The sequence below is a fragment of the Geodermatophilus bullaregiensis genome (genome assembly GCF_016907675.1).
Classification (GTDB): Bacteria; Actinomycetota; Actinomycetes; order Mycobacteriales; family Geodermatophilaceae; genus Geodermatophilus; species Geodermatophilus bullaregiensis.
Map to the genome: position 1 here is coordinate 3,080,994 of NZ_JAFBCJ010000001.1, position 20,102 is coordinate 3,101,095.

18 protein-coding genes and 1 other RNA gene are annotated in these 20,102 nt (G+C 76.0%); 12 read left to right on the forward strand and 7 right to left on the reverse strand.

Annotated elements, in window-relative coordinates; translation table 11 throughout:
* Positions 1-114: 114 nt before the first annotated feature.
* The 10 genes from ffs to JOD57_RS14605 all read left to right on the forward strand — a co-directional run bounded on the left by ffs (position 115) and on the right by JOD57_RS14605 (position 10,585).
* Positions 115-210, forward strand: an RNA gene (ffs, locus tag JOD57_RS14560) — signal recognition particle sRNA small type.
* Between the two features lie 90 nt (positions 211-300).
* Positions 301-972 (forward strand): YceI family protein, encoded by a 672-nt coding sequence (locus JOD57_RS14565; RefSeq protein ID WP_204692673.1) that lies wholly within the window; start codon positions 301-303, stop codon positions 970-972.
* Between the two features lie 56 nt (positions 973-1,028).
* A complete protein-coding gene (locus tag JOD57_RS14570) occupies positions 1,029-3,353 on the forward strand; it encodes a DNA polymerase III subunit gamma and tau (RefSeq protein WP_204692674.1) in 2,325 nt (774 codons plus the stop codon).
* A gap of 58 nt (positions 3,354-3,411) precedes the next feature.
* Positions 3,412-3,786, forward strand: a complete 375-nt coding sequence (locus JOD57_RS14575) for a YbaB/EbfC family nucleoid-associated protein (RefSeq protein WP_204692675.1) — start codon at positions 3,412-3,414, stop codon at positions 3,784-3,786.
* A 55-nt stretch (positions 3,787-3,841) separates the two neighbouring features.
* Entirely contained in the window at positions 3,842-4,441 is a 600-nt protein-coding gene (recR, locus tag JOD57_RS14580) for a recombination mediator RecR (protein WP_204692676.1), read from the forward strand.
* Positions 4,442-4,642: 201 nt separating this feature from the next.
* The gene (locus tag JOD57_RS14585; RefSeq protein WP_204692677.1) at positions 4,643-6,349 is read left to right on the forward strand and encodes an ABC transporter substrate-binding protein; all 1,707 of its coding nucleotides are present in this window, start codon (positions 4,643-4,645) and stop codon (positions 6,347-6,349) included.
* Between the two features lie 85 nt (positions 6,350-6,434).
* A complete protein-coding gene (locus tag JOD57_RS14590; protein WP_204692678.1) occupies positions 6,435-7,439 on the forward strand; it encodes an ABC transporter permease in 1,005 nt (334 codons plus the stop codon).
* The gene (locus JOD57_RS14595; protein ID WP_204692679.1) at positions 7,436-8,377 is read left to right on the forward strand and encodes an ABC transporter permease; all 942 of its coding nucleotides are present in this window, start codon (positions 7,436-7,438) and stop codon (positions 8,375-8,377) included. Before JOD57_RS14590 ends, JOD57_RS14595 begins: the two co-directional genes overlap by 4 nt.
* A gap of 13 nt (positions 8,378-8,390) precedes the next feature.
* Positions 8,391-9,455: an ABC transporter ATP-binding protein gene (locus tag JOD57_RS14600; protein WP_204694862.1), complete on the forward strand. Its 1,065-nt coding sequence runs from the start codon at positions 8,391-8,393 to the stop codon at positions 9,453-9,455.
* Positions 9,452-10,585 (forward strand): ABC transporter ATP-binding protein, encoded by a 1,134-nt coding sequence (locus JOD57_RS14605; RefSeq protein WP_204692680.1) that lies wholly within the window; start codon positions 9,452-9,454, stop codon positions 10,583-10,585. The genes JOD57_RS14600 and JOD57_RS14605 overlap by 4 nt, the downstream gene beginning before the upstream one ends.
* 34 nt (positions 10,586-10,619) lie before the next feature.
* Here JOD57_RS14605 and JOD57_RS14610 read toward each other — a convergent pair whose 3' ends face one another.
* On the reverse strand, positions 10,620-10,976 hold the full coding sequence (locus tag JOD57_RS14610) for a Rieske (2Fe-2S) protein (RefSeq protein ID WP_204692681.1): 357 nt from the start codon (positions 10,974-10,976) through the stop codon (positions 10,620-10,622).
* A gap of 105 nt (positions 10,977-11,081) precedes the next feature.
* On the opposite strand from JOD57_RS14610, the gene JOD57_RS14615 reads away from it, so the two are divergent.
* Complete coding sequence (locus tag JOD57_RS14615) at positions 11,082-13,154, forward strand: TPM domain-containing protein (protein WP_204692682.1); 2,073 nt, start codon at positions 11,082-11,084, stop codon at positions 13,152-13,154.
* Between the two features lie 117 nt (positions 13,155-13,271).
* The gene (locus tag JOD57_RS14620; RefSeq protein ID WP_204692683.1) at positions 13,272-14,033 is read left to right on the forward strand and encodes a VOC family protein; all 762 of its coding nucleotides are present in this window, start codon (positions 13,272-13,274) and stop codon (positions 14,031-14,033) included.
* On the opposite strand, the gene JOD57_RS14625 is transcribed toward JOD57_RS14620, so the two are convergent.
* The 6 genes from JOD57_RS14625 to JOD57_RS14650 form a co-directional block, all read right to left on the reverse strand.
* Positions 14,008-14,511 (reverse strand): PPOX class F420-dependent oxidoreductase, encoded by a 504-nt coding sequence (locus tag JOD57_RS14625; RefSeq protein ID WP_204692684.1) that lies wholly within the window; start codon positions 14,509-14,511, stop codon positions 14,008-14,010. The genes JOD57_RS14620 and JOD57_RS14625 overlap by 26 nt on opposite strands.
* The gene (locus JOD57_RS14630; RefSeq protein WP_204692685.1) at positions 14,508-15,476 is read right to left on the reverse strand and encodes a pirin family protein; all 969 of its coding nucleotides are present in this window, start codon (positions 15,474-15,476) and stop codon (positions 14,508-14,510) included. The genes JOD57_RS14625 and JOD57_RS14630 overlap by 4 nt, the downstream gene beginning before the upstream one ends.
* 27 nt (positions 15,477-15,503) lie before the next feature.
* Positions 15,504-16,502 carry a DUF5996 family protein gene (locus JOD57_RS14635; RefSeq protein WP_307824689.1) on the reverse strand — a complete coding sequence of 333 codons (999 nt, stop codon included), beginning with the start codon at positions 16,500-16,502 and terminating at the stop codon, positions 15,504-15,506.
* Positions 16,499-17,488 carry a pirin family protein gene (locus tag JOD57_RS14640; protein ID WP_204692686.1) on the reverse strand — a complete coding sequence of 330 codons (990 nt, stop codon included), beginning with the start codon at positions 17,486-17,488 and terminating at the stop codon, positions 16,499-16,501. Before JOD57_RS14640 ends, JOD57_RS14635 begins: the two co-directional genes overlap by 4 nt.
* 85 nt (positions 17,489-17,573) lie before the next feature.
* Positions 17,574-19,106 (reverse strand): Mur ligase family protein, encoded by a 1,533-nt coding sequence (locus JOD57_RS14645; protein WP_204692687.1) that lies wholly within the window; start codon positions 19,104-19,106, stop codon positions 17,574-17,576.
* Positions 19,107-19,206: 100 nt separating this feature from the next.
* Complete coding sequence (locus JOD57_RS14650) at positions 19,207-19,989, reverse strand: hypothetical protein (RefSeq protein ID WP_204692688.1); 783 nt, start codon at positions 19,987-19,989, stop codon at positions 19,207-19,209.
* Positions 19,990-20,102: the final 113 nt, after the last annotated feature.

Below are 20,102 nucleotides of genomic sequence, written 5' to 3' on the forward strand. Positions count from 1 at the left end.
CGCACGGGGATCAGCCCGCGGTGCTCCGGGTCAGGAGCGGGGCGGGGGCAGCACGAGGGCGCGCCGGGGCGTCATGGGGCGTGAGGCTACCGGCCGGCGTCCTCTACAGTGGAGGCAGACCCCTCGTGTGGCGTCACCCCGTGAACCTCCCCAGGGCCGGAAGGCAGCAAGGATAAGCGGGCTCTGGCGGGTGCGCGGGGGGTCCCTTGCTTCCCGGACCCGCCCGTCGGGCCCGTGGTTCACAGGCTGCTGCCAGGTTCGTGCGCTTGTCTGCTTGAACCGTCAAGGGGAGGAGTCGCCGTGGCCCGTCGTCGCCGCACGTGGTGGATCGTCGGGGGGATCGTCGCGCTCCTCGCCCTCGGCCTCGGCATCGGGCCGCTCCTGTACGCCGCCACCCGGGAGGACGCCGCGGCCGCCCCGACGGTGCAGGCCCAGCCCTCCGAGGTCGAGCTCGCCGCCGACACCGACGGCAGCTGGACCGTCGCGCCCGGCTCGTCGGCCGGCTACCGCGTGGACGAGGTCCTCAACGGGGCGGACGTCGCCGTCGCGGGCACCACCGACCAGGTCACCGGCTCGGTCCTCGTCGAGGGCGGCGACATGGCCGCGGCGGAGGTGATCGTCGACGTCGCCAGCATCCGCACCGACATCGGCCAGCGGGACAGCTACTTCCGCTCGGACATCATGGACGTCGCGACCCACCCGACGGCCACCTTCACCGTGCCGGGGCCGGTGGACCTCCCCGAGCTGACCGGGACGCCGGTGACGGTGCCGGTCACCGGTGAGCTCACGCTGGCCGGCACGACGCGGCCGGTGCAGGCCGACCTCGCCGTCGTCCGCACGGCCGAGGGCGTGGACGTCTCCGGAGCGGTCCCGGTGGTGTTCGCGGACTTCGGCATCGACGCCCCCGACCTGGGGTTCGTGCGGGTCGAGGACCGCGGCCAGGTCGAGTTCCTGCTGCGCCTGACGAAGTGACGAGCCGGGCGTCCCGGTACTGCCGGGACGTCGGTGCGGGCACGTAACCTCGCCGCGTGGCTCTGGCGCTCTACCGGAAGTACCGCCCGGCGACCTTCGCCGAGGTGGTCGGCCAGGAGCACGTGACCACCCCGCTGGTCAACGCCGTCGACGGCGGGCGGATCAACCACGCCTACCTGTTCAGCGGCCCGCGCGGCTGCGGCAAGACGTCGTCGGCGCGGATCCTGGCCCGCTCGCTGAACTGCGAGCAGGGGCCGACGTCGACCCCCTGCGGGGTGTGCGGCTCGTGCGTGGCCCTGGCCCCCGACGGCCCCGGCTCGCTCGACGTGATCGAGATCGACGCGGCCAGCCACGGTGGTGTCGACGACGCCCGCGACCTGCGCGAGCGCGCGTTCTTCGCCCCGGTGAACAGCCGCTACAAGGTCTACATCGTCGACGAGGCGCACATGGTCACCACGCAGGGCTTCAACGCCCTGCTCAAGGTGGTCGAGGAGCCCCCGGAGTTCCTGGTCTTCGTCTTCGCGACGACGGAGCCGGACAAGGTGCTGCCGACGATCCGCTCGCGCACGCACCACTACCCGTTCCGGCTGGTGCCGCCGACGACGCTGCGCGGTCTGCTGGAGAGGACCTGCGCCGCCGAGGGCGTCCAGGTGGAGCCGACGGTCTTCCCGCTGGTCGTGCGGGCCGGCGGCGGGTCGGCCCGCGACTCGCTGTCGATCCTCGACCAGCTGCTGGCCGGCGCCGGGCCCGAGGGCGTCACCTACGCCGGCGCGGTCGGCCTGCTCGGTGTCACCGACGACGCCCTGCTCGACGAGGCCATCGACGCGCTGGCCGCCACCGACGCGCCCGGCGTCTTCCGCGCCGTCGACCGCGTGATCGAGGCCGGCCACGACCCGCGGCGCTTCGCCACCGACCTGCTCGACCGGCTCCGCGACCTCATCGTCCTCGACGCGGTGCCCGACGCCGGCGGCAACGGCCTGCTCGACTGCCCGCCCGACCGGCTCGACCTCATGGTCCAGCAGGCCCGGGCGCTGGGCTCGGCGACGCTGTCGCGGCTGGCCGACACCGTGCACGACGGGCTGTCCGAGATGCGCGGGACGACGGCGCCACGGCTGCTGCTCGAGCTGGTCTGCGCCCGGATGCTGCTGCCCGGCACCGACGGCTCGAGCGTCGCCACGCTGCAGCGGCTCGAGCGGCTGGAGCGCCGGCTGTCGATCGCCGGGGGCGGTGGCGGGACGGACACCCTCGCCGACGTCGCGCCGGTGCGGGAGCCCGCGCGGCCGGCGCCCGTCCGCGACGAGCCGGCCGCGGCCGAGCGCCCGGGTGCGCTGCGGCGGGAGTACGTCCGCCCCTCGCAGCGGGGGTCCGCCGTCGTCGCGGGACCGGCCGAGGCGCCCGCCGCGCCGCCGGCCACTCCGGTCCCGCCTGCGGAGCCGGCCGCGGCCTCGCAGCCGGCCGCCGCGGCCGGCCCGGCCACCACGCCGCCCGGGCCGGTCGGTGACGACGACTGGCCCGAGACCACGCCGCCCGGCTCGGGTGCCGCCCGCCCGGCTCCGGTCCTGGCCGCTCCCGCCGACGACTGGCCCGAGCCGACCGCCCCGGGCTCGGGCGCGAGCCGTCCGGCCCCCGCTGCGGCGCCGACGCAGACGCCGGCGCCGGGGGAGCGGCCGGGCGTGCGCGTGGCGACGGACGAGCCGGACGTCCCGCTGCCGCCGGAGCCCACCGACGACGAGGAGTGGCCGCACCCCGCGGAGCCGGCCGCCGCCCGCGCCGCGGCGGCCCGGGTGGCCGAGCCGCGCCCGCCCGCCGCACCTCCGCGGGCCGCGGCCGAGTCCACGCCGGCCCCGCGCGGTGGTGAGCCGACACCGGTCGTGTCGGCGAACCCCGGGGGGATCGCCGGGGCCGCCGACGGCGCGCTGACCACCGGCGACGTCCGCCGGGTGTGGCCGGAGCTGCTCGCCGTCGTCAAGCGGCACAAGCGCACGACCGAGGCGCTGCTGAAGAACGCCCAGGTGCACGACCTGCGCGGGGGCGTGCTCACGCTGTCGACCGCCTCGCCGGCGCTGGCCCGCCGGATCGGCGACGACCTCAACAAGGACGTGCTGCGCGAGGCGCTCAACGAGCTGCTCGGGGTGCGGTGGAAGGTCGAGGCGGTCGTCGAGGGCGCCACCGGCCGGTCGCCGGGGACCGCGGTGACGCCCGAGGTGGCCCGGGAGGCCGCGCGCGCCGCCGAGGCCGCCGAGGCGCGGGAGCTCATGGCCGAGCGGGCCGCGGAGGCCTCCGACGACGGCGGCCGGGAGCACGTGCCGGCCGTCGACCCCGAGCAGGCGGCGCTGGCGCTGCTGCGTGCCCAGCTCGGCGCCCGGCCGCTCGACTCCTGACCACCGCTGCGGGGGTCGCCGTCCCCCGGATGTCGGCGCCTCGGCCTAGGCTCGGGTCATGTTCCCCGGTGGTGGCCAGCCCGACCTGCAGGCGATCCTCCAGCAGGCCCAGCAGATGCAGCAGGCGCTGGCCGCGGCGCAGGACCAGCTGGCCAACGAAGAGGTCACCGGCTCGGCCGGCGGGGGCCTGGTCACCGCCACGATGACCGGCAGCGGTGAGCTGACCGCCGTCACGATCGCGCCCGCCGCCGTCGACCCCGACGACCTCGAGACGCTCCAGGACCTCGTGGTCGCCGCCGTCCGCGACGCCTCCCGCCTCGCCGGCGAGCTGACCGCCGACCGCATGGGCCCGCTGGCCGGCGGCCTCGGGGGCGGCTTCCCCGGCGGCGGCCTCCCCGGGGGCGGCGGCGTCCCCGGCCTGCCCGGCGCCTGATCTCCCGCACCCCGGCACGCGCCGGGGTGCCCCACCTCATCCACCGAGGAGCACCGTGTACGAGGGTGCCGTCCAGGACCTCATCGACGAGCTCGGCCGCCTGCCCGGCGTCGGGCCCAAGAGCGCCCAGCGCATCGCCTTCCACCTGCTGGCCGCCGAGTCCGCCGACGTCGGCCGGCTCGTGGCCGCCCTGCAGCGCGTCCAGGCCGAGGTCCGCTTCTGCGTGACCTGCTACAACGTCGCCGAGGCCGAGCAGTGCCGCATCTGCCGCGACCCGCGCCGCGCCGACGACGTCATCTGCGTCGTCGAGGAGCCCAAGGACGTCGTCGCGGTCGAGCGCACGCGCGAGTTCCGCGGCCGCTACCACGTGCTCGGCGGGGCGATCAGCCCGATCGAGGGCGTCGGCCCCGACGACCTGCGGGTCAAGGAGCTCATGACCCGGCTCATGGACGGCTCGGTCACCGAGCTGATCCTCGCCACCGACCCCAACCTCGAGGGCGAGGCGACGGCGGCCTACCTGGCCCGCCTGGTGGGCCCGCTGGGGCTGACGGTGTCGCGGCTGGCCAGCGGTCTGCCCGTGGGCGGCGACCTCGAGTACGCCGACGAGATCACGCTGGGCCGGGCGTTCGAGGGCCGCCGCCGCATCGACGCCTGAGGCGCCACCCGGAGCCGTCCCCGCTGGTCGCGGGCACGGTCCGGCAAGGTCACAGGATGGTGTCGATGACTTCGCACGGCTCACGACCGTCCTCGGGGCGGCCCTAGGGTCCGACGCACGTCCGTGTGGTTCTTCCGCCACACGGCGCCCAGTCGCAGAACTCATCCGGCCCCGACGGGTCGAGAAGGCAGGTCTTCCGCGATGCAGCGTCGACCCCCACGTGTGCTGGCCGCCTCGGCGGCCGCGCTCACCGCAGTCACCCTGGCTGCCTGCGCCTCCAGCGACCGCGACTCCGGCAGTGGCGGAGCGGAGGGCGAGGCCGAGTCCGGCGGCACCCTCGTGTTCGGAGCCGCCGGTGACCCGGCCATGTTCGACCCGGCCTTCGGCAGCGACGGCGAGACCTTCCGGATCGCCCGCCAGATCCACGAGGGCCTGCTGGGCAACGAGCTCGGCGGCACCGAGCCGGTACCCGAGCTGGCCGAGGACTACGAGGTCAGCGACGACGGCCTGGAGTACACCTTCAACCTGCGCCAGGGCGTGCAGTTCCACGACGGCACCGACTTCAACGCCGAGGCGGTCTGCTTCAACTTCGACCGCTGGTACAACTTCGAGGGCCTGGCCCAGAGCCCGAGCGCCTCGTACTACTACCAGGCCGTCTTCGGCGGCTTCGCCAGCACGCCGGACACCCCGAGCATCTACGAGGGCTGCGAGGCCACCGACGAGAACACCGCGGTCATCCGGCTGACCCAGGTCACCTCGAAGTTCCCCGCCGCGCTCGCGCTGCCCGCGTTCTCCATCCAGAGCCCGACGGCGCTGCAGGAGTACGACGCGGACAACCTCTCCGGCAGCGAGGACGCGCTCACCTACTCCGAGTACGCCCTCGAGCACCCGACCGGCACGGGCCCGTTCCGGTTCGAGAGCTGGGACCGCGGCAACGGCCAGGTCACCATCGTCCGCAACGAGGACTACTGGGGTGACCCCGCGCTGCTCGACGAGATCATCTTCCGCACCATCTCCGACCAGAACACCCGCCGGCAGGAGCTGCAGGCCGGGTCCATCGACGGCTACGACTTCGTCGCCCCGGCCGACTACCAGACGCTCGAGGACGAGGGCTTCCAGGTCCTGGTGCGCGACCCGTTCAACATCCTGTACCTGGGCTTCAACGGGGGGAACGTCCCCGGCACCAACGCCAACCCCGCCCTGCAGGACCCACGGGTGCGCCAGGCGATCGCGCACGCGATCGACCGCGACACGATCGTCAGCTCCCTGCTGCCCGAGGGGGCCGAGGCGGCTACGCAGTTCATGCCACCGACGGTCGACGGCTGGGCCGACGACGTCACCGCGTACGAGTACGACCCGGCGCGTGCCCGCCAGCTCCTGCAGGAGGCCGGCGCCGAGGGGACGACGCTGCGGTTCTACTACCCGACCGACGTCAGCCGGCCCTACCTGCCGGACCCGGCCGCGATCTACCAGGTCGTCAGCCAGAACCTGACCGACGCCGGCTTCACCATCGAGCCGGTCGCCCTGCCGTGGAACCCGGACTACCTGAACGCGGTGCAGGCCGGCCAGGCCGACATCCACCTGCTCGGGTGGACCGGTGACTACAACGACGCCTACAACTTCATCGGCACCTTCTTCGCCGAGGCGTCGAACGGCCAGGCGTCGGCGGAGTTCGGGGCGTTCAGCGCGCCGGAGATCTTCGAGGCGCTCGCCCAGGCCGACGCCGAGCCGGACGCGGGCAACCGCACCGAGCTGTACCAGGAGGCCAACCGCCGAATCATGGACTACCTGCCGGGTGTCCCGATCTCGCACTCGCCCCCGGCGCTGGTCGTCTCGGAGGAGGTCAGCGGCCTGGAGCCGAGCCCGCTGACCGCCGAGGTCTTCTCCACCGTCTCGATCAGCGGCTGACCCTCGTTCGTCCCGCCGGCGGCTGGCAGCCGCCGGCGGGACGAACGCTGTGACGTCGGAACGAGGAAAGGGCTGACCGAGCGCCGTGCTCCGCTTCATCGTCCGACGGCTCCTGCAGCTCGTCCCCATCCTCCTGGGCCTGTCGGTCCTGCTCTTCGCCTGGCTCCGGGCCCTCCCCGGTGGCCCGGCCCAGGCCGCCCTGGGGGAGCGGGCCACCCCCGAGGCCATCGCCCGCTACAACGAGCTGTTCGGCCTCGACCAGCCGATCTACGTGCAGTACCTGCGCTTCCTCGGCCGCGCGCTCACCCTCGACTTCGGCGTCTCCGCGCGCACCGGCCGCCCGGTCACCGAGGAGTTCCTCGAGCGGTTCCCGGGCACGATCGAGCTGACGCTGTTCGCGATGGTCTTCGCCATCGGCCTCGGGGTGCCGCTGGGCTACCTCGCCGCCCGCCGGCACGGCAGCTGGCTGGACTCGACGTCGGTCATCGGGTCGCTGCTCGGCGTGGCGATCCCGGTCTTCTTCCTCGCCTACCTGCTCCGGCTGCTCTTCGCCGTCGAGCTGGGCTGGCTGCCGGGCTCGGGCCGCCAGGACGTGCGCATCGAGGCCACGCGCGTCACCGGCTTCTACGTGCTCGACGGGTTGCTGACCCGGGAGTGGGACGCCGCCTGGGACGCGATGGCGCACCTCGTGCTGCCCGGGATCGCGCTCGGCACCATCCCGCTGGCCATCATCGTCCGCATCACCCGGGCGTCGGTGCTCGACGTGGTGAACGAGGACTACGTGCGGACGGCGAACGCCAAGGGGCTGGCCACGCAGACGGTGCGGCGCCGCCACGTCATCCGCAACGCCCTGCTCCCGGTGTCGACGACGATCGGCCTGCAGACCGGCCTGCTGCTCTCCGGCGCCGTCCTCACCGAGACCGTGTTCGCCTTCGGGGGCGTGGGCTCGGCGTTGCGCGACGCCATCTTCGCCCGCGACTTCTCCATCCTGCAGGGGTTCATCCTGCTGCTGGCGATCGTGTACGTGCTGGTCAACCTGCTGGTCGACATCTCCTACGGCCTGCTCGACCCGAGAGTGAGGGTCAGATGACCGCGGTGGGCGACGTCCGACGGCGCCGCATCGACGAGCTGGCGGCGCGGGCCGGTCAGGTGCCCGAGGGCGAGGGCGGTGTCTCGCTCACCAAGAGCGCCGTCCGCCGCCTGCGCCGCGACCCCGTGGCGATCACCGGCGCGGTCATCGTGGTGGCCTTCCTCGTCGTGGCGGCCTTCGCGCCGCTGCTGGCCCCCCGCGACCCGCTGGCGCAGACGCTGCTGTCGGAGATCCGGCCCGGCTTCATCCCCGGCAGCCGGGAGGGGTTCCCCCTCGGCGTCGACAACCTGGGGCGCGACACGCTGTCCCGGCTCGTCTACGGCTCGCGGCAGTCGCTGCTGATCGGCGTGGTGTCCACCGTCCTCGGCGCCGCCGTCGGCATGGCGCTGGGCGTCCTGGCCGGCGCGTTCGGCGGCTGGGTGGACACCGTGGTCATGCGGTTCGTCGACATCCTGCTGTCGATCCCCGGGCTGCTGATGGCGATCAGCATCTCGGTGCTGCTGGGGCAGAACCAGTACGCGCTGATGATCGCCATCGCGGTCACCCAGGTACCGGTGTTCGCCCGGCTGCTGCGCGGGTCGATGCTCGCCCAGCGGGGCAGCGACTACGCCCTCGCCGCCCGGGCGCTCGGGGTCAGACGCGGGCGCATCGTCCTCGGCCACGTGCTGCCCAACTCGCTGTCCCCGGTGATCGTGCAGGCGACGCTGTCGCTGGCGACGGCGATCATCGAGGCGGCCGCGCTGTCGTTCCTCGGCCTCGGCGACCCCGACCTGGCGCGGCCGGAGTGGGGGGCGATGCTGTCCAACGCCCAGGACTTCCTCTCGATCCGCCCGGAGCTGGCCGTCTACCCGGCGCTGTGCATCATCGTGGTCGCGCTCGGTTTCACCCTGCTCGGGGAGTCGCTGCGGGAGGCCCTCGACCCGAAGTTCCGGAGGTGAGCGCGGCGTGACGATGGAGGTGTTGCCGGCCGACGGCCCCGCGCGCGGGGACCTCCCGGTGCTCGAGGTGGAGGACCTCACGGTCACCTTCTCGCGACGCGGCGAGCAGCCCACCCGCGCGGTGGACGGCGTCGGCTTCTCGGTGGCCGCGGGCGAGACGATCGGCCTGGTCGGGGAGTCCGGGTGCGGCAAGTCGGTCACGTCACTGGCGATCATGGGGCTGCTGCCCCGGCGTGGGGTGCGCGTCGGCGGGTCGGTCCGCTTCGACGGCCGCGAGCTCGTGGGCGCCTCCGACCGGACGCTGCGCTCGCTGCGCGGGGCGGACATGGCGATGGTCTTCCAGGACCCCCTGTCCTCGCTGAACCCGACCGTGTCGATCGGCACGCAGGTCACCGAGGTGCTCGTCGAGCACCGGGACATGTCGCGCAAGCAGGCGGCCGCGGAGGCCACCGACCTGCTCGACCGGGTGGGCATCCCCGACCCGGCGCGCCGGCTCCGGGAGTACCCGCACCAGCTCTCCGGCGGGATGCGGCAGCGCGCCCTCATCGCGATGGCGCTGGCCTGCTCGCCCCGGCTGCTCATCGCCGACGAGCCGACCACCGCGCTGGACGTGACCATCCAGGCGCAGATCCTCGAGCTGCTCCGCGAGCTCGTCGTCGACTCCGGGACGGCGCTGGTGATGATCACCCACGACCTCGGCGTGGTCGCCGGGCTGTGCGACCGCGTGCACGTCATGTACGCCGGCCGGATCATCGAGTCCGCCGACCGGCACGACCTGTTCGCCCGCCCCCGGCAGCCCTACACCGGGGGCCTGCTCGCCTCGGTGCCCCGGCTGGACGGCGCGCGCGGCGTCCCGCTGCACCCGATCCGCGGCTCGGCCCGCGACGCCATCCCGTGGGCCGAGGGGTGCGCGTTCGCGCCGCGCTGCGACAACGCCCAGGACGACTGCCTGACCGAGGTCGCGGGGAGCACCGTGCCACTGGAGTACGACGGGCCGGGGCGCGAGCTGCGCTGCCGCCACCCGCTCACCCACCCGCCGGCCCCCGCCGGGGCCACCGCCTCGGGAGCTGCCCGGTGACCGCCGCGGGCGAGCCCCTGCTGCGCGTCGAGGGCCTCGAGGTGCACTTCCCGATCAAGCGCGGCGTGTTCTTCGACCGCACCGTCGGCCACGTCCGCGCCGTCGACGGCGTCGACCTGACCGTCGACCGGGGCACCACCTACGGGTTGGTGGGGGAGTCCGGCTGCGGGAAGTCGACCTTCGGCCGCGCCGTCCTCCGGCTGGTCGAGCCCACCGCCGGCCGGGTGGTCTTCGACGGCACCGACGTCGCGGCGCTGTCCGGTGAGCCGCTGCGCCACATGCGCCGGCGCATGCAGATGGTCTTCCAGGACCCGCTGGGCAGCCTCGACCCGCGGCAGGACGTGGAGTCGCTGCTGTCCGAGCCGCTGCAGGCGCACGGGCTCGGCGGGGGGAAGGCCGGCATCGCGCAGCGGATCCGGACGCTGCTCGACGCCGTCGGCCTGCCCGCGGCGGCGCTGCGCCGCTACCCGCACGAGTTCTCCGGCGGCCAGCGGCAGCGCATCGGCATCGCCCGGGCCATCTCGCTCGAGCCCGACCTGCTCATCGCCGACGAGCCGGTCTCCGCGCTCGACGTCAGCGTCCAGGCGCAGGTGGTGAACCTGCTCGAGGAGCTGCAGCAGCGGCTGGGCCTGACCTACCTGGTCATCGCGCACGACCTGGCGGTGGTCCGGCACATCAGCGACGTCGTGGGCGTCATGTACCTCGGGTCGCTCGTGGAGCAGGCGCCGTCCGACGTCCTCTACGAGCAGCCGCTGCACCCCTACACGCGGGCGCTGATGAGCGCGGTGCCGGTGCCGGACCCGGTGGTCGAGGAGAGCCGCGAGCGCATCCTGCTCGCCGGCGACCTGCCCTCGCCGGCGAACCCGCCCAGCGGCTGCCGGTTCCACACCCGCTGCCCGTGGCGGCAGGAGACCCGCTGCGACGACGAGGTCCCCGTCCTGCGCGAGCTGGGCACCGGCCACCTGGTCAGCTGCCACTGGGCCGAGGAGATCCGCGACGGGCTCCTGCGGCCGCGCCCGCCGGAGGAGGTCGCCGCCAGCCAGGGGGTGGCCATCGCCGCGACCGGCACCGCGAACCCCGAGAGCGACGCGCTGGTCCAGGGCCTGGACGCCCCGATCGAGCGGCGCTAGCTAGACCCGGGAAGGCCCCTGCAGGGGGCCGGCGTCACTCCACGACGACGTCGTCCCCGCGCCGCAGGGCCCTCCTCACCCGCAGCCGCAGCACGCGGCTGTAGGCGCGGACGAACTGGGTGTAGCCCGGCGTCGGGCCGTGGTAGCCGAGGAAGCCGCGCGGGCCCCGGACCATCTCCCCGGTCCGGACGTCGTAGCGGGCCCCGTGCCAGGGGCAGACCAGGCAGCCGTCGGCGTCGAGGCTGCCCTTCGACATGTCCGCCAGCTGGTGGCGGCAGCGCCGCGAGACGGCGAAGAGCTCCCCGTCGCGGTTGCCGACCGCCCAGTTGCCCGCCCGGCGCACCGCCCCGGGGGGCAGCTGGCTGGCGGGGATGCGGTCGTTCTCGCTCACGGGTCCTCCTCGGGCCGGGTGCTGGGCTGACCGGGCCCTACCCGGTTGGGGGCGTCCTACCCGGCCGGGCTGCTCGGGCGGCGTCCCGCGCCTAGGGTCGGTCCCGTGCGCCGGCTGATGGGGGTCCTCGCCGTCGCGGCGGTGCTGTGGCTCGCCGGCGGCGGGCCCGCGCTGGCCGAGCCGCCCTCCTCCGTGCCCGGGGAGGTCACCGACGTCGCCGGCGTGCTCGGCGGCGACACCTCCCGGGTGCAGGCCGCGATCGACGACCGGCAGGCCGAGGACGGCACGCAGGTGTTCGTCGTCTACGTCCTCGGCTTCGACGGCCTGGACGGCGGGGAGTGGGCCCGGCAGACGGCGGAGGCGTCGGGGCTCGGCCGCACCGACGCGCTGCTCGCCGTCGCGGTGGACGACCGGCAGTACGGCTACTGGGTCGACGACGCCTTCCCGTCGAGCACCGCGGAGATCGACGGGTTCCTGGCCACCGAGGTGGAGCCCGAGCTCGCGGTCGACGACTGGGCCGCGGCGGCGGTGGCCTTCGCCGGCGGGCTGGGCGGCACGGCGGCGTCGACGTCCTCGTCCCCGGACGCCGGGTCGGGCAGCGGGTCGGGCGGGGCCACCGCCGCCGTCGTCGGCGGGATCGCCGTCGTCGGGGGCGGGGCGTACCTGGTGGCGCGGTCCCGGCGCCGTCGCCGGGAGGCGCAGCCGCCGCCCACCACCCGGCTGGAGCGGCCCGACCCGTACGCCGGCGTGCCCACCGAGGAGCTGCAGGGCCGGGCGAGCTCCGCGCTGCTCGACCTCGACGAGGCGGTGAAGACCTCCTCGCTGGACCTCGACTTCGCGCGGTTGCAGTACGGCGAGGCCGCCGTGGCCGGGTTCGCCGAGGCGCTGGCGCAGTCGCGCCAGGAGCTCACCCGCGCCTTCACGCTGCGCCAGCGGCTCGACGACGAGGTGCTCGAGGACGAGCCGACCCGGCGCGCCGTGGTGACCGAGATCCTGGCGCTGACCTCGGCCGCCGACGAGCGGCTCGACGCCCAGGCCGAGGCGTTCGCCCAGCTGCGCGACCTGGAGCGGACCGCGCCGCAGGTGCTCGAGGGTCTGGGGCCGCGGATCACCGCGCTGCACGGGCGGCTGCCCCAGGACGAGGAGCGGATGGCCCGGCTGCGCCGCCGGTACGCCGCCGCGGCGCTGGCTCCGGTCGCCGACAACCTCGACCAGGCCCGCGCACGGCTGGCCGCCGCCGAGCAGGAGGCCGCCGAGGCGCGTGCCGCCCTCGAGGCCGGCCGGTCCGGGGAGGCGGTGGGCGACCTGCGCGCCGCCGAGGACGCCCTGGCCCAGGTGGGCACCCTGCTCGACGCCGTCGCCCGGCTCGAGCGCGACCTCGAGGCCGCCGCCACCCGCATCCCCGCCGTCCGCGCCGAGACCGAGGAGGACCTCGCCGAGGCCCGCGCGCTGCTGTCCTCCGGCGGGAACAGCGCCGGCCTGCGCCCCCAGGTGGCCCGCGCGGAGGCCGGGCTGGCCGCCGCCGACGAGGCGCTGCACCCCGGCGACGGCGGGCTCCCGGACCCCGTCACGGCGCTGCGCCGGCTCGAGGAGGCCGACCTCGCGCTCGAGCAGGCGCTGGCCGTGGCCCGCGACGCGCAGACGCGCACCCGCCGGGCCGCCGCCGCGCTCGACCAGACGCTGCTGCGGGCCCGCTCGACGGTGGCCGCGGCGGCGGACTTCATCGCCACCCGGCGCGGCGCGGTCGGGCCGGACGCGCGCACCCGGCTGGCCGAGGCGCAGCGCCACCTCGACGTCGCCGCGGGCACCGGCCGCACCGACCCCGAGGGCGCGCTGCGGGAGGCGCAGGTGGCCGACCAGCTGGCCCAGCAGGCGCTGCAGCTCGCCCAGGACGACGTCAGCACCTGGTCGGGTGGCTACGGCGGTGGCGGGTACGGCGGCGGCTACGGGCCCGGGTACGGGGGCGGCGGGTACGGGCGGGGCGGCGTGGACCTCGGCAGCCTCGTGCTCGGCGGCATCCTGGCCGGCGGCGCCCGCGGCGGGTTCGGTGGCGGCTACGGCGGCGGGGGGCTCGGCGGCGGCTTCGGCGGCGGGCGCGGCGGAGGCGGCGGGCGGCCCCGCGGCGGCGGGTTCGGTGGCTCGCGCAGCCGCGGGCGCACCGGCGGCGGGCGCTTCTGACCGCCTCGTGTGCACTGCCGCGGACGTGCACACGAGCGGCGGTCGCGGAGCCGAGGGGGTGGAGAACTGTCGGCCCCGGGTGGGACGGTGCCCTCCCCGATCCCCGAGGAGGAGACCATGCCCACGCGCGACACCCCCTGGCCCGACGGCACACCCTGCTGGATCGACTACGGCGCGCCCGACGTCCCCGCGGCCAAGGCCTTCTACGGCTCGCTGCTCGGCTGGGACTGGACGGCCGACAGCCCCGAGTTCGGCGGCTACGTCAACGCGCTGAAGGACGGCCACCAGGCCGCCGGCCTCGGCCCCCTGATGGACCCCTCCGCCTCGCCGTCCTGGACGACGTACTTCGCGACCGGTGACGCGGCGGCCACCTGCGACCGGATCCGCCAGGCCGGCGGCACCGTGGTCGTCGAGCCGATGGAGGTCGGGCCGATGGGCACGATGGTCGTCGCGGCCGACCCCCAGGGCAACGCCTTCGGCCTGTGGCAGGCGGGAGCGCACACCGGCGTCCAGGTGTACGGCGAGCCCGGCTCCCTGGTCTGGAACGATGCCGCGGTCGACGACCCGGCCGCGGCCCGCGAGTTCTACGCCGCGGTCTTCGGCTTCACCTACGAGGAGGTCCCCGGGGTCGAGGGCTACACCACCTTCGCCACCGCCGACCGCCCGCTCGGCGGGCTCGGCGGCACCAGTCCCGGCGCGCCGAAGGGGTGGGCCACCTGCTTCGGCGTCTCCTCCACCGACGAGACCGTCGCCGCGGTCGAGGCCGCCGGCGGCAAGGTGACGATGGCGCCGATGGACACCGAGTTCGGCCGCTTCGCCGTCCTCACCGACCCGTGGGGCGCGGCCTTCACCGTCATGCAGGAGCCCGCGGCGGCCTGAGTGGCGGGCCCGGGTCGGCGCGCTGGGGACGTGCCGGCCGGGGCCGGGCCTGGCCGCGGAGCTGGCCGTAGGTGTGCGTGGGGGTGAACCGGACGACGAGCCGCCGGTCGGCCACCATCGCCCGCCGGTAGTCGTCCCAGTCCTCGTGCTCGCCGGAGACGCCGCGGTAGTAGGCGACCAGCTCCTCGACCGCGGCGTCGTGCGGGTCGGCGGCCACCGCGGTGAGCTCCGCGGTGCCCTCGACGGCCACCCACGACCAGAAGTCCTGCGACGAGACGTGCAGGGTCAGCCGCGGATCGGCCTGCAGGTTGCGGGTCTTGGCACGGTCGGCGGTCACCGACACCCGGAACAGCCGCTGCGCCGGGTCGTAGGCGTAGCCGACGTTGGACAGCTGCGGCCGGCCGTCCCGCTTGACGGTGGCCAGCACACCCCAGCGGTGCTCGGCGAGGAAGCCGAGGTGGCGGTCGTCGACGCTCACCGGACCCGTCCGCGGGCCTTGAGCGGTACCGGCGGCAGCGCCGGGGCGAGCTGGCGGTCGCCCTCGTAGCCCTCGACGACGCCGAAGCGCTCGTCCTCGGCGTTCCACCGCTCGGCGTACTCGACGATCTCCTCGCCGGACCGGCCGACGAAGTTCCACCACATCACCAGCTGCTCCTCGAACGGCTCGCCGCCGAGGAGCAGCAGCCTCGCCGCCGCCCCGGTGCGGATCCGCACCGTCCGGCGGCCCGTGCCGAGGTAGACCATCGCCCCGTGGGCGAGCGGCGCGCCCTCGACGTCGGCACCGCCGGAGGCGCCGAGCAGCGCGTGCTCGAAGTCCGGCTCCAGCGGCAGCTCGACGTCGGCGCCAGCGGCGAGGTCCAGGTCGACCCCGACGATCGGGGTGTGCGCCGTCCCCGGCGACGTCGCCCCGCCGAACCCGCCCAGGAGCACCGTGGCCCGCACCCCGTCGGAGTCGAAGCCCGGCAGGGTGGCGTGGTGCTCGAAGGCGGGCGCGGTGTCGCGGGCGGCGTCGGGCAGCGCCACCCACAGCTGGGCGCCGTGCAGGTACCGGGGGTGGGGCACCGGCGACTGCTCGGAGTGGCTGATGCCGTGCCCGGCGGTCATCAGCGCCAGCTCGCCGGGGCCGAAGGCGACGTCGCTGCCGACCGAGTCGCGGTGGTGCACCCGGCCCTGCAGCAGCCAGGAGACCGTCTGCAGCCCGGTGTGCGGGTGCGGCGGCACCTGCATCCCCGGGCCGTCGGCGACGTCGTCGGGGCCGTAGTGGTCGACGAACGCCCAGGCGCCGACCATCCGCCGGCCCAGCGTGGGCAGCAGCCGCCGCACCCGGGTGCTCTCCCCCAGGGCGACCTCCCGGCCGGGCAGCAGGTCGAGGGCCGGGCCGGCGGTCGTCCCGGCCAGGCCGCCCAGCTCGCGGGCGGGCGGGCGGCGGTCGAGGTTGCTCATGACGGGGCCTCCGGGCGGGTGGGCGGGTCAGCGGGGCTCGGGTGCGGTCGGACAGCGGAGGGCGCCGAGGTCCCAGCCCGCGCGGCGGGCGCCGGCGGCGTAGGCGCTCTCCAGGAAGTCGAGGACGACACCCCGCGGGTCGTCCGCGGTCCGCACGTCCTCGTAGGGGAGCAGCGCGAGGTGGGCCCCGCGGCTGTCGATCCAGCGGGCCCCGGCCGGCCGCAGCGGCTCCTCGGCCAGGCCCGCCGGCTCGGGCGCGGTGTAGCAGTAGAAGGCCGGCTCGGGGACCTGCGCGTCACCGAACCAGAAGCCGGCGCTGATCACCTCGTGCGAGTAGGCCTCGCGGGTGACGGGGTCGACGGTGTCCGGCTGCTCCACCCTCCGGTCGGAGAAGCGGGTGACGGCGAGGTCGAAGGTGTGCCAGAAGTGGTGCACCGGGCTGGTCTTGGCGTAGCTGCGGCCGGCGAACTCCTCCAGGACCTGCGCCACCTGGCCCAGCACCACCCAGTAGCGGGTCACCATCGCCGGGTCGTAGGACGCGTGGTGCTCGTCCTCGGCGAACGGGGTCCGGTCGGCCAGGTCGAACGGGACCGGCAGATCGACGCCGGCCGGCAGGCCCAGGGCCGAGAGGGTGTCCAGCAGCTGCCGGTAGAACGCCGCCACGCTCAGCCCCGGCAGCGGGAACGACGCCCGCCGTCCGTCGGCGACGGTCACCTCCAGCCGGTGGTCGACCAGGTCGAGGTCGACGGCGAAGACGGGGTCGAAGCCCATCGGCCGGGTGGTGAGGCCCCGGCCGGTGAGGTGGAAGGGGATGTGCCACCAGTGGTTGCGCCGCGGGGCGTTGGCCAGCCGCAGCTTGCCGACGACCTGCAGGAACCGGTGCACGGTCTCCTTGGTGTCGGCCCACTCGGCCAGCGGGATGGGCGGGAAGACGGACACGGGCGGCTCCTGGCGTCGGCGACCGGTGGCGGCCAGCATGCAGCGCCCGGCGGCCGCGGGGAAGCCGCCACCGGGGGTCGTGGTCACCGGCCGCTCCCGCCCCGGACGGCGGCGTGCGGCACGTGCTGGGCGGGCACGGCGCCCAGGCGGCCGGCCGAGAAGTCGGCGACGGCGTCGAGCACCTCCTGCCGGGAGTCCATGACGAACGGCCCGTGCACCGCGATCGGCTCGCGGATCGGCCGGCCGCCGAGGACGACGACGTCGAGCGCCGGCGTCCGCGACTCCTGGTGGACGGCGCCGTGGACCGTCACCGTGTCGCCCGGGCCGAGGACGGCGAGCCGGCCGGCGCGCACCGGCGCCCCGTCGACGCCCACCGAGCCGGCGCCGGACAGGACGTGGACCAGCGCGTTGAACGAGGGGTCCCACGGCAGGTCCAGCGTCGTGCCGGCGGAGACGGTGGCGTGCACCATCGCCATCGGCGTGCAGGTCGAGCCGGGGCCGCGGTGCCCGCCGACGTCGCCGGCGATCACCCGCAGGAACGCCCCGGCGTCGGGGCTGGCCAGCAGCACGGACACGTCGGCACGCAGGTCCTGGTAGCGGGGCTCCACCCACTTCCGGGCCCGCGGCAGGTCCACCCACAGCTGCAGGCCGTGGAACAGCCCGCCGCTCCGCACCAGGTGCTCCGGCGGCCGCTCGACGTGCAGGACGCCGCCGCCGGCGGTCATCCACTGGGTGTCGCCGTTGCTGATGGTGCCGCCACCCCCGTGGGAGTCGGCGTGCTCGAAGGTGCCGTCGATGGTGTAGGTGACGGTCTCGAACCCCCGGTGCGGGTGCCAGGAGGTCCCGCGGGGCTCGCCGGGTGCGTACTCGACCTCGCCCATCTGGTCCGTGTGGACGAACGGGTCGAGGTCGCGCAGGTCGACGCCGGCGAAGGCGCGGCGGACCGGGAAGCCCTCGCCCTCGAGGCCCGACGGCGCGGTGGTCACCGACCGGGTGCGGCGCCGGACGGTGCCCGGGGCGGGCAGCGGGACGCGGGGGAGCGTGGTGGTGTCCTCGACGGTCACGGCGGGCACGGCCGGCCTCCTCGGTTGAGGGCTCAACTAGCGACGACCGTAGCGCTGAGACTCGCCCGTGTCCTCCGCCGGCGGACGGGACCCGTCAGGAGGCGCGTTCGGCGCGGCCGGCACCGCGGACCGGCGGGCCGTGCTCGGCGATCAGCGCGGTGGTGGCCACCTCGGCGTCGTCGAGGTGCACGGCGTCGCGCGGGTCGGCGGTGTCGAGCACCCGCGTCTCGTGGCCGCGGCCGACGACGAGGACGACGTCGGCCGGGCCGGCCGCGCGGACGGCGGCCGAGATGGCCTGCCGCCGGTCGAGGACGGTGCGCACGGCCGCACTCGTGCCGAGCAGGCCGACCCGCAGCTCGGCGATGATCGCCGCCGGGTCCTCCCCGTGGCTGCCCTCGTTGGTCAGCCACACGCAGTCCGCGGCGCGGGCCGACTCGCCCAGCCCCTGCCGCTTGTAGCGGTCGCGCCGGCCGCGGGCGCCGAGCACCAGGTGCACGCGGCCGCCGGGGCCGCACAGGTCGCGGGAGGTGGTGATGGCCGCGGCCAGGGCGTGCGGCGTGTGCGCGTAGTCGACGACGACCACCGGCCGTCCCGACCCGCCGAGCACGGTGCCGCGGCCGCGCGGCGGGACCACCGCGGCCAGCCCCGCGGCGATCCGGTCGGCCGGCACGCCGAGCACCCGGCCGGTCGCCCAGGCCGCGGCCAGGTTGCCCACGTGCACCCGGCCGACCAGGCGGCTGCGCACCCGGTGCCCGCCGGTGTCGTCGGCCAGCAGCACCTCGGTGCCCGCGGCGCCGGTCCGCCAGCCCAGCACCCGGACGTCGGCGTCGGCCGCCGTCCCCACCCGGGTCACCGGCACCTGGGCCTGGTCGGCCAGCCGCCGCCCCCACGGGTCGTCGACGACGACCACGCCGGCCGCCGTCCGGTCCGGCTCGAACAGCCGCGCCTTGCTGGCCCAGTAGTGCTCGAGGGTGCCGTGGTGGTCGAGGTGGTCCTCCTCGAAGCCGGTGAAGACGGCGACGTCGAGGTCGAGCCCGTCCAGGCGGCCGCGGTCCAGCGCGATCGAGGAGGCCTCGACGACGGCCCGCCGCGCCCCGGCGTCGACCATCCAGCGCAGCAGCTCGTGCAGCTCCGGGGCCTCGGGTGTGGTCAGCGCCGTCGGCCGCGACCGGGTGCCGACCCGGGCGCCGAGCGTGCCGACGACGCCCGTGCGGTCACCGCCGGCCTCCAGCACGCCGCCGACGAGCGCGCTGGTCGTCGTCTTGCCGTTGCTGCCGGTCACGCCCACCAGGCCCAGCTGCCGCCCGGGATCGCCGGCCAGCAGGGCGCCCAGCGGGCCCAGGTGCGCGCGCACCCACGGCACGCAGAGGACGGGCAGGTCCGTGTCGACCGGGCGGTCCACCAGCAGGGCGGCCGCCCCGGCGGCGGCCGCCGCGGCGGCGTGCCGGTGCCCGTCGCTGGCCGCTCCGCGGACGCAGGCGAACAGCGATCCGGGGACCACCCGGCGCGAGTCGGTGACCAGGCCGCGCACGGTCAGGTCGTCGGCGCCCCCGGACCGCACCACGGGTCCGCCGGGGACGGTGCGGGCACGGCGTTCCACCTCCGACCAGGGGACCGCGGGCAGCACCGGGCCGACGCTAGGCGGGCCCGGGCCGCGCTGCAGAACGGGACGGCGCGATCCGGTGGCGCGCCGCCTTTCTGCCCGTCGAGGGTGACGGGCCGGTGACTCAGCGCAGCAGGCGGGCGACGCCGGTCGGCCCCTCGTCGGTGTCCTCGGGGGCCAGCACCTCGGTGCGCTCGGCCAGCCGCGGCCGCCAGGGGGCGGGGGCGCCGGCCAGCCAGCCGGCACCGGCGTCGGTGAGCCGGCCGTCGGAGCGCAGCGGCGCCCAGCCGCGCAGCGAGCGCAGCCCCTCGGCGGCGGTGACCAGCGTGCGGGCGACGCCGCGTCGGCGGTACACCGGCGCCACGGTCACCGTGTCGACCAGGCCCGAGCGGGTCCACCAGCGCACCTCGCCGATGCGGTCGGCGGCGCGGACGCCGGCGGCGGCCAGCTCGTGCGGGCCGACCAGCGCACCGGGCCGGAACGCGGCGCCCCGGAAGGCCAGCAGCGAGGTCGAGGGCAGCGCGCTCGAGGCGTGGTGCACCTCGGCGAACCACATCGGCGGGCACAGCGCGGCCAGCGGCTCGGCGACCTCGATCCGGAGCACCCGGCCGTCGGCGGCCCGGAAGCGGACGTCGACCTGCCACCCGGCCGGCCGGCGGCCGCGGGCGTCGACCGCGGTCATGTCCACGCGGGTGCCGTCGGGGAAGCGGTCGGAGTTCACGGCGACCAGCGAGTGCTCGACCGGGCCGGGGCCGCGGCGCAGCAGCCGCGCCCACCACAGCGCCGTCGTGCCCGGCGCCGTCGTCCCCCGGGCCGGCTCCGGCAGTGGCGGGACCGCCCGCAGGTGCGGCCCGGCCGGCGCCGGACCGGGTGACGCCGCGTCGTGCGCCGCTGCCGTGGTGCTCATGTCGTCCTCCGCTCTCGCCCCCGTGGTGCCGGGGAGTGCTGACGTCGACTCTCCGGACGCGACTTGCGGACCCCTTGCGGTCCACTAGCGCTGCCCGGAGGAGACGTCCCCGC

What these genes read in the sequence shown, in the direction of transcription:
- JOD57_RS14575 (WP_204692675.1), top strand. Translation starts at nt 3,412, where the DNA reads ATGTTCCCCGGTGGTGGCCAGCCCGACCTGCAGGCGATCCTCCAGCAG.
- JOD57_RS14585 (WP_204692677.1), top strand. Translation starts at nt 4,643, where the DNA reads ATGCAGCGTCGACCCCCACGTGTGCTGGCCGCCTCGGCGGCCGCGCTC.
- JOD57_RS14595 (WP_204692679.1), top strand. Translation starts at nt 7,436, where the DNA reads ATGACCGCGGTGGGCGACGTCCGACGGCGCCGCATCGACGAGCTGGCG.
- JOD57_RS14600 (WP_204694862.1), top strand. Translation starts at nt 8,391, where the DNA reads ATGGAGGTGTTGCCGGCCGACGGCCCCGCGCGCGGGGACCTCCCGGTG.
- JOD57_RS14620 (WP_204692683.1), top strand. Translation starts at nt 13,272, where the DNA reads ATGCCCACGCGCGACACCCCCTGGCCCGACGGCACACCCTGCTGGATC.
- JOD57_RS14630 (WP_204692685.1), bottom strand. Translation starts at nt 15,476, where the DNA reads ATGAGCAACCTCGACCGCCGCCCGCCCGCCCGCGAGCTGGGCGGCCTG.
- JOD57_RS14650 (WP_204692688.1), bottom strand. Translation starts at nt 19,989, where the DNA reads ATGAGCACCACGGCAGCGGCGCACGACGCGGCGTCACCCGGTCCGGCG.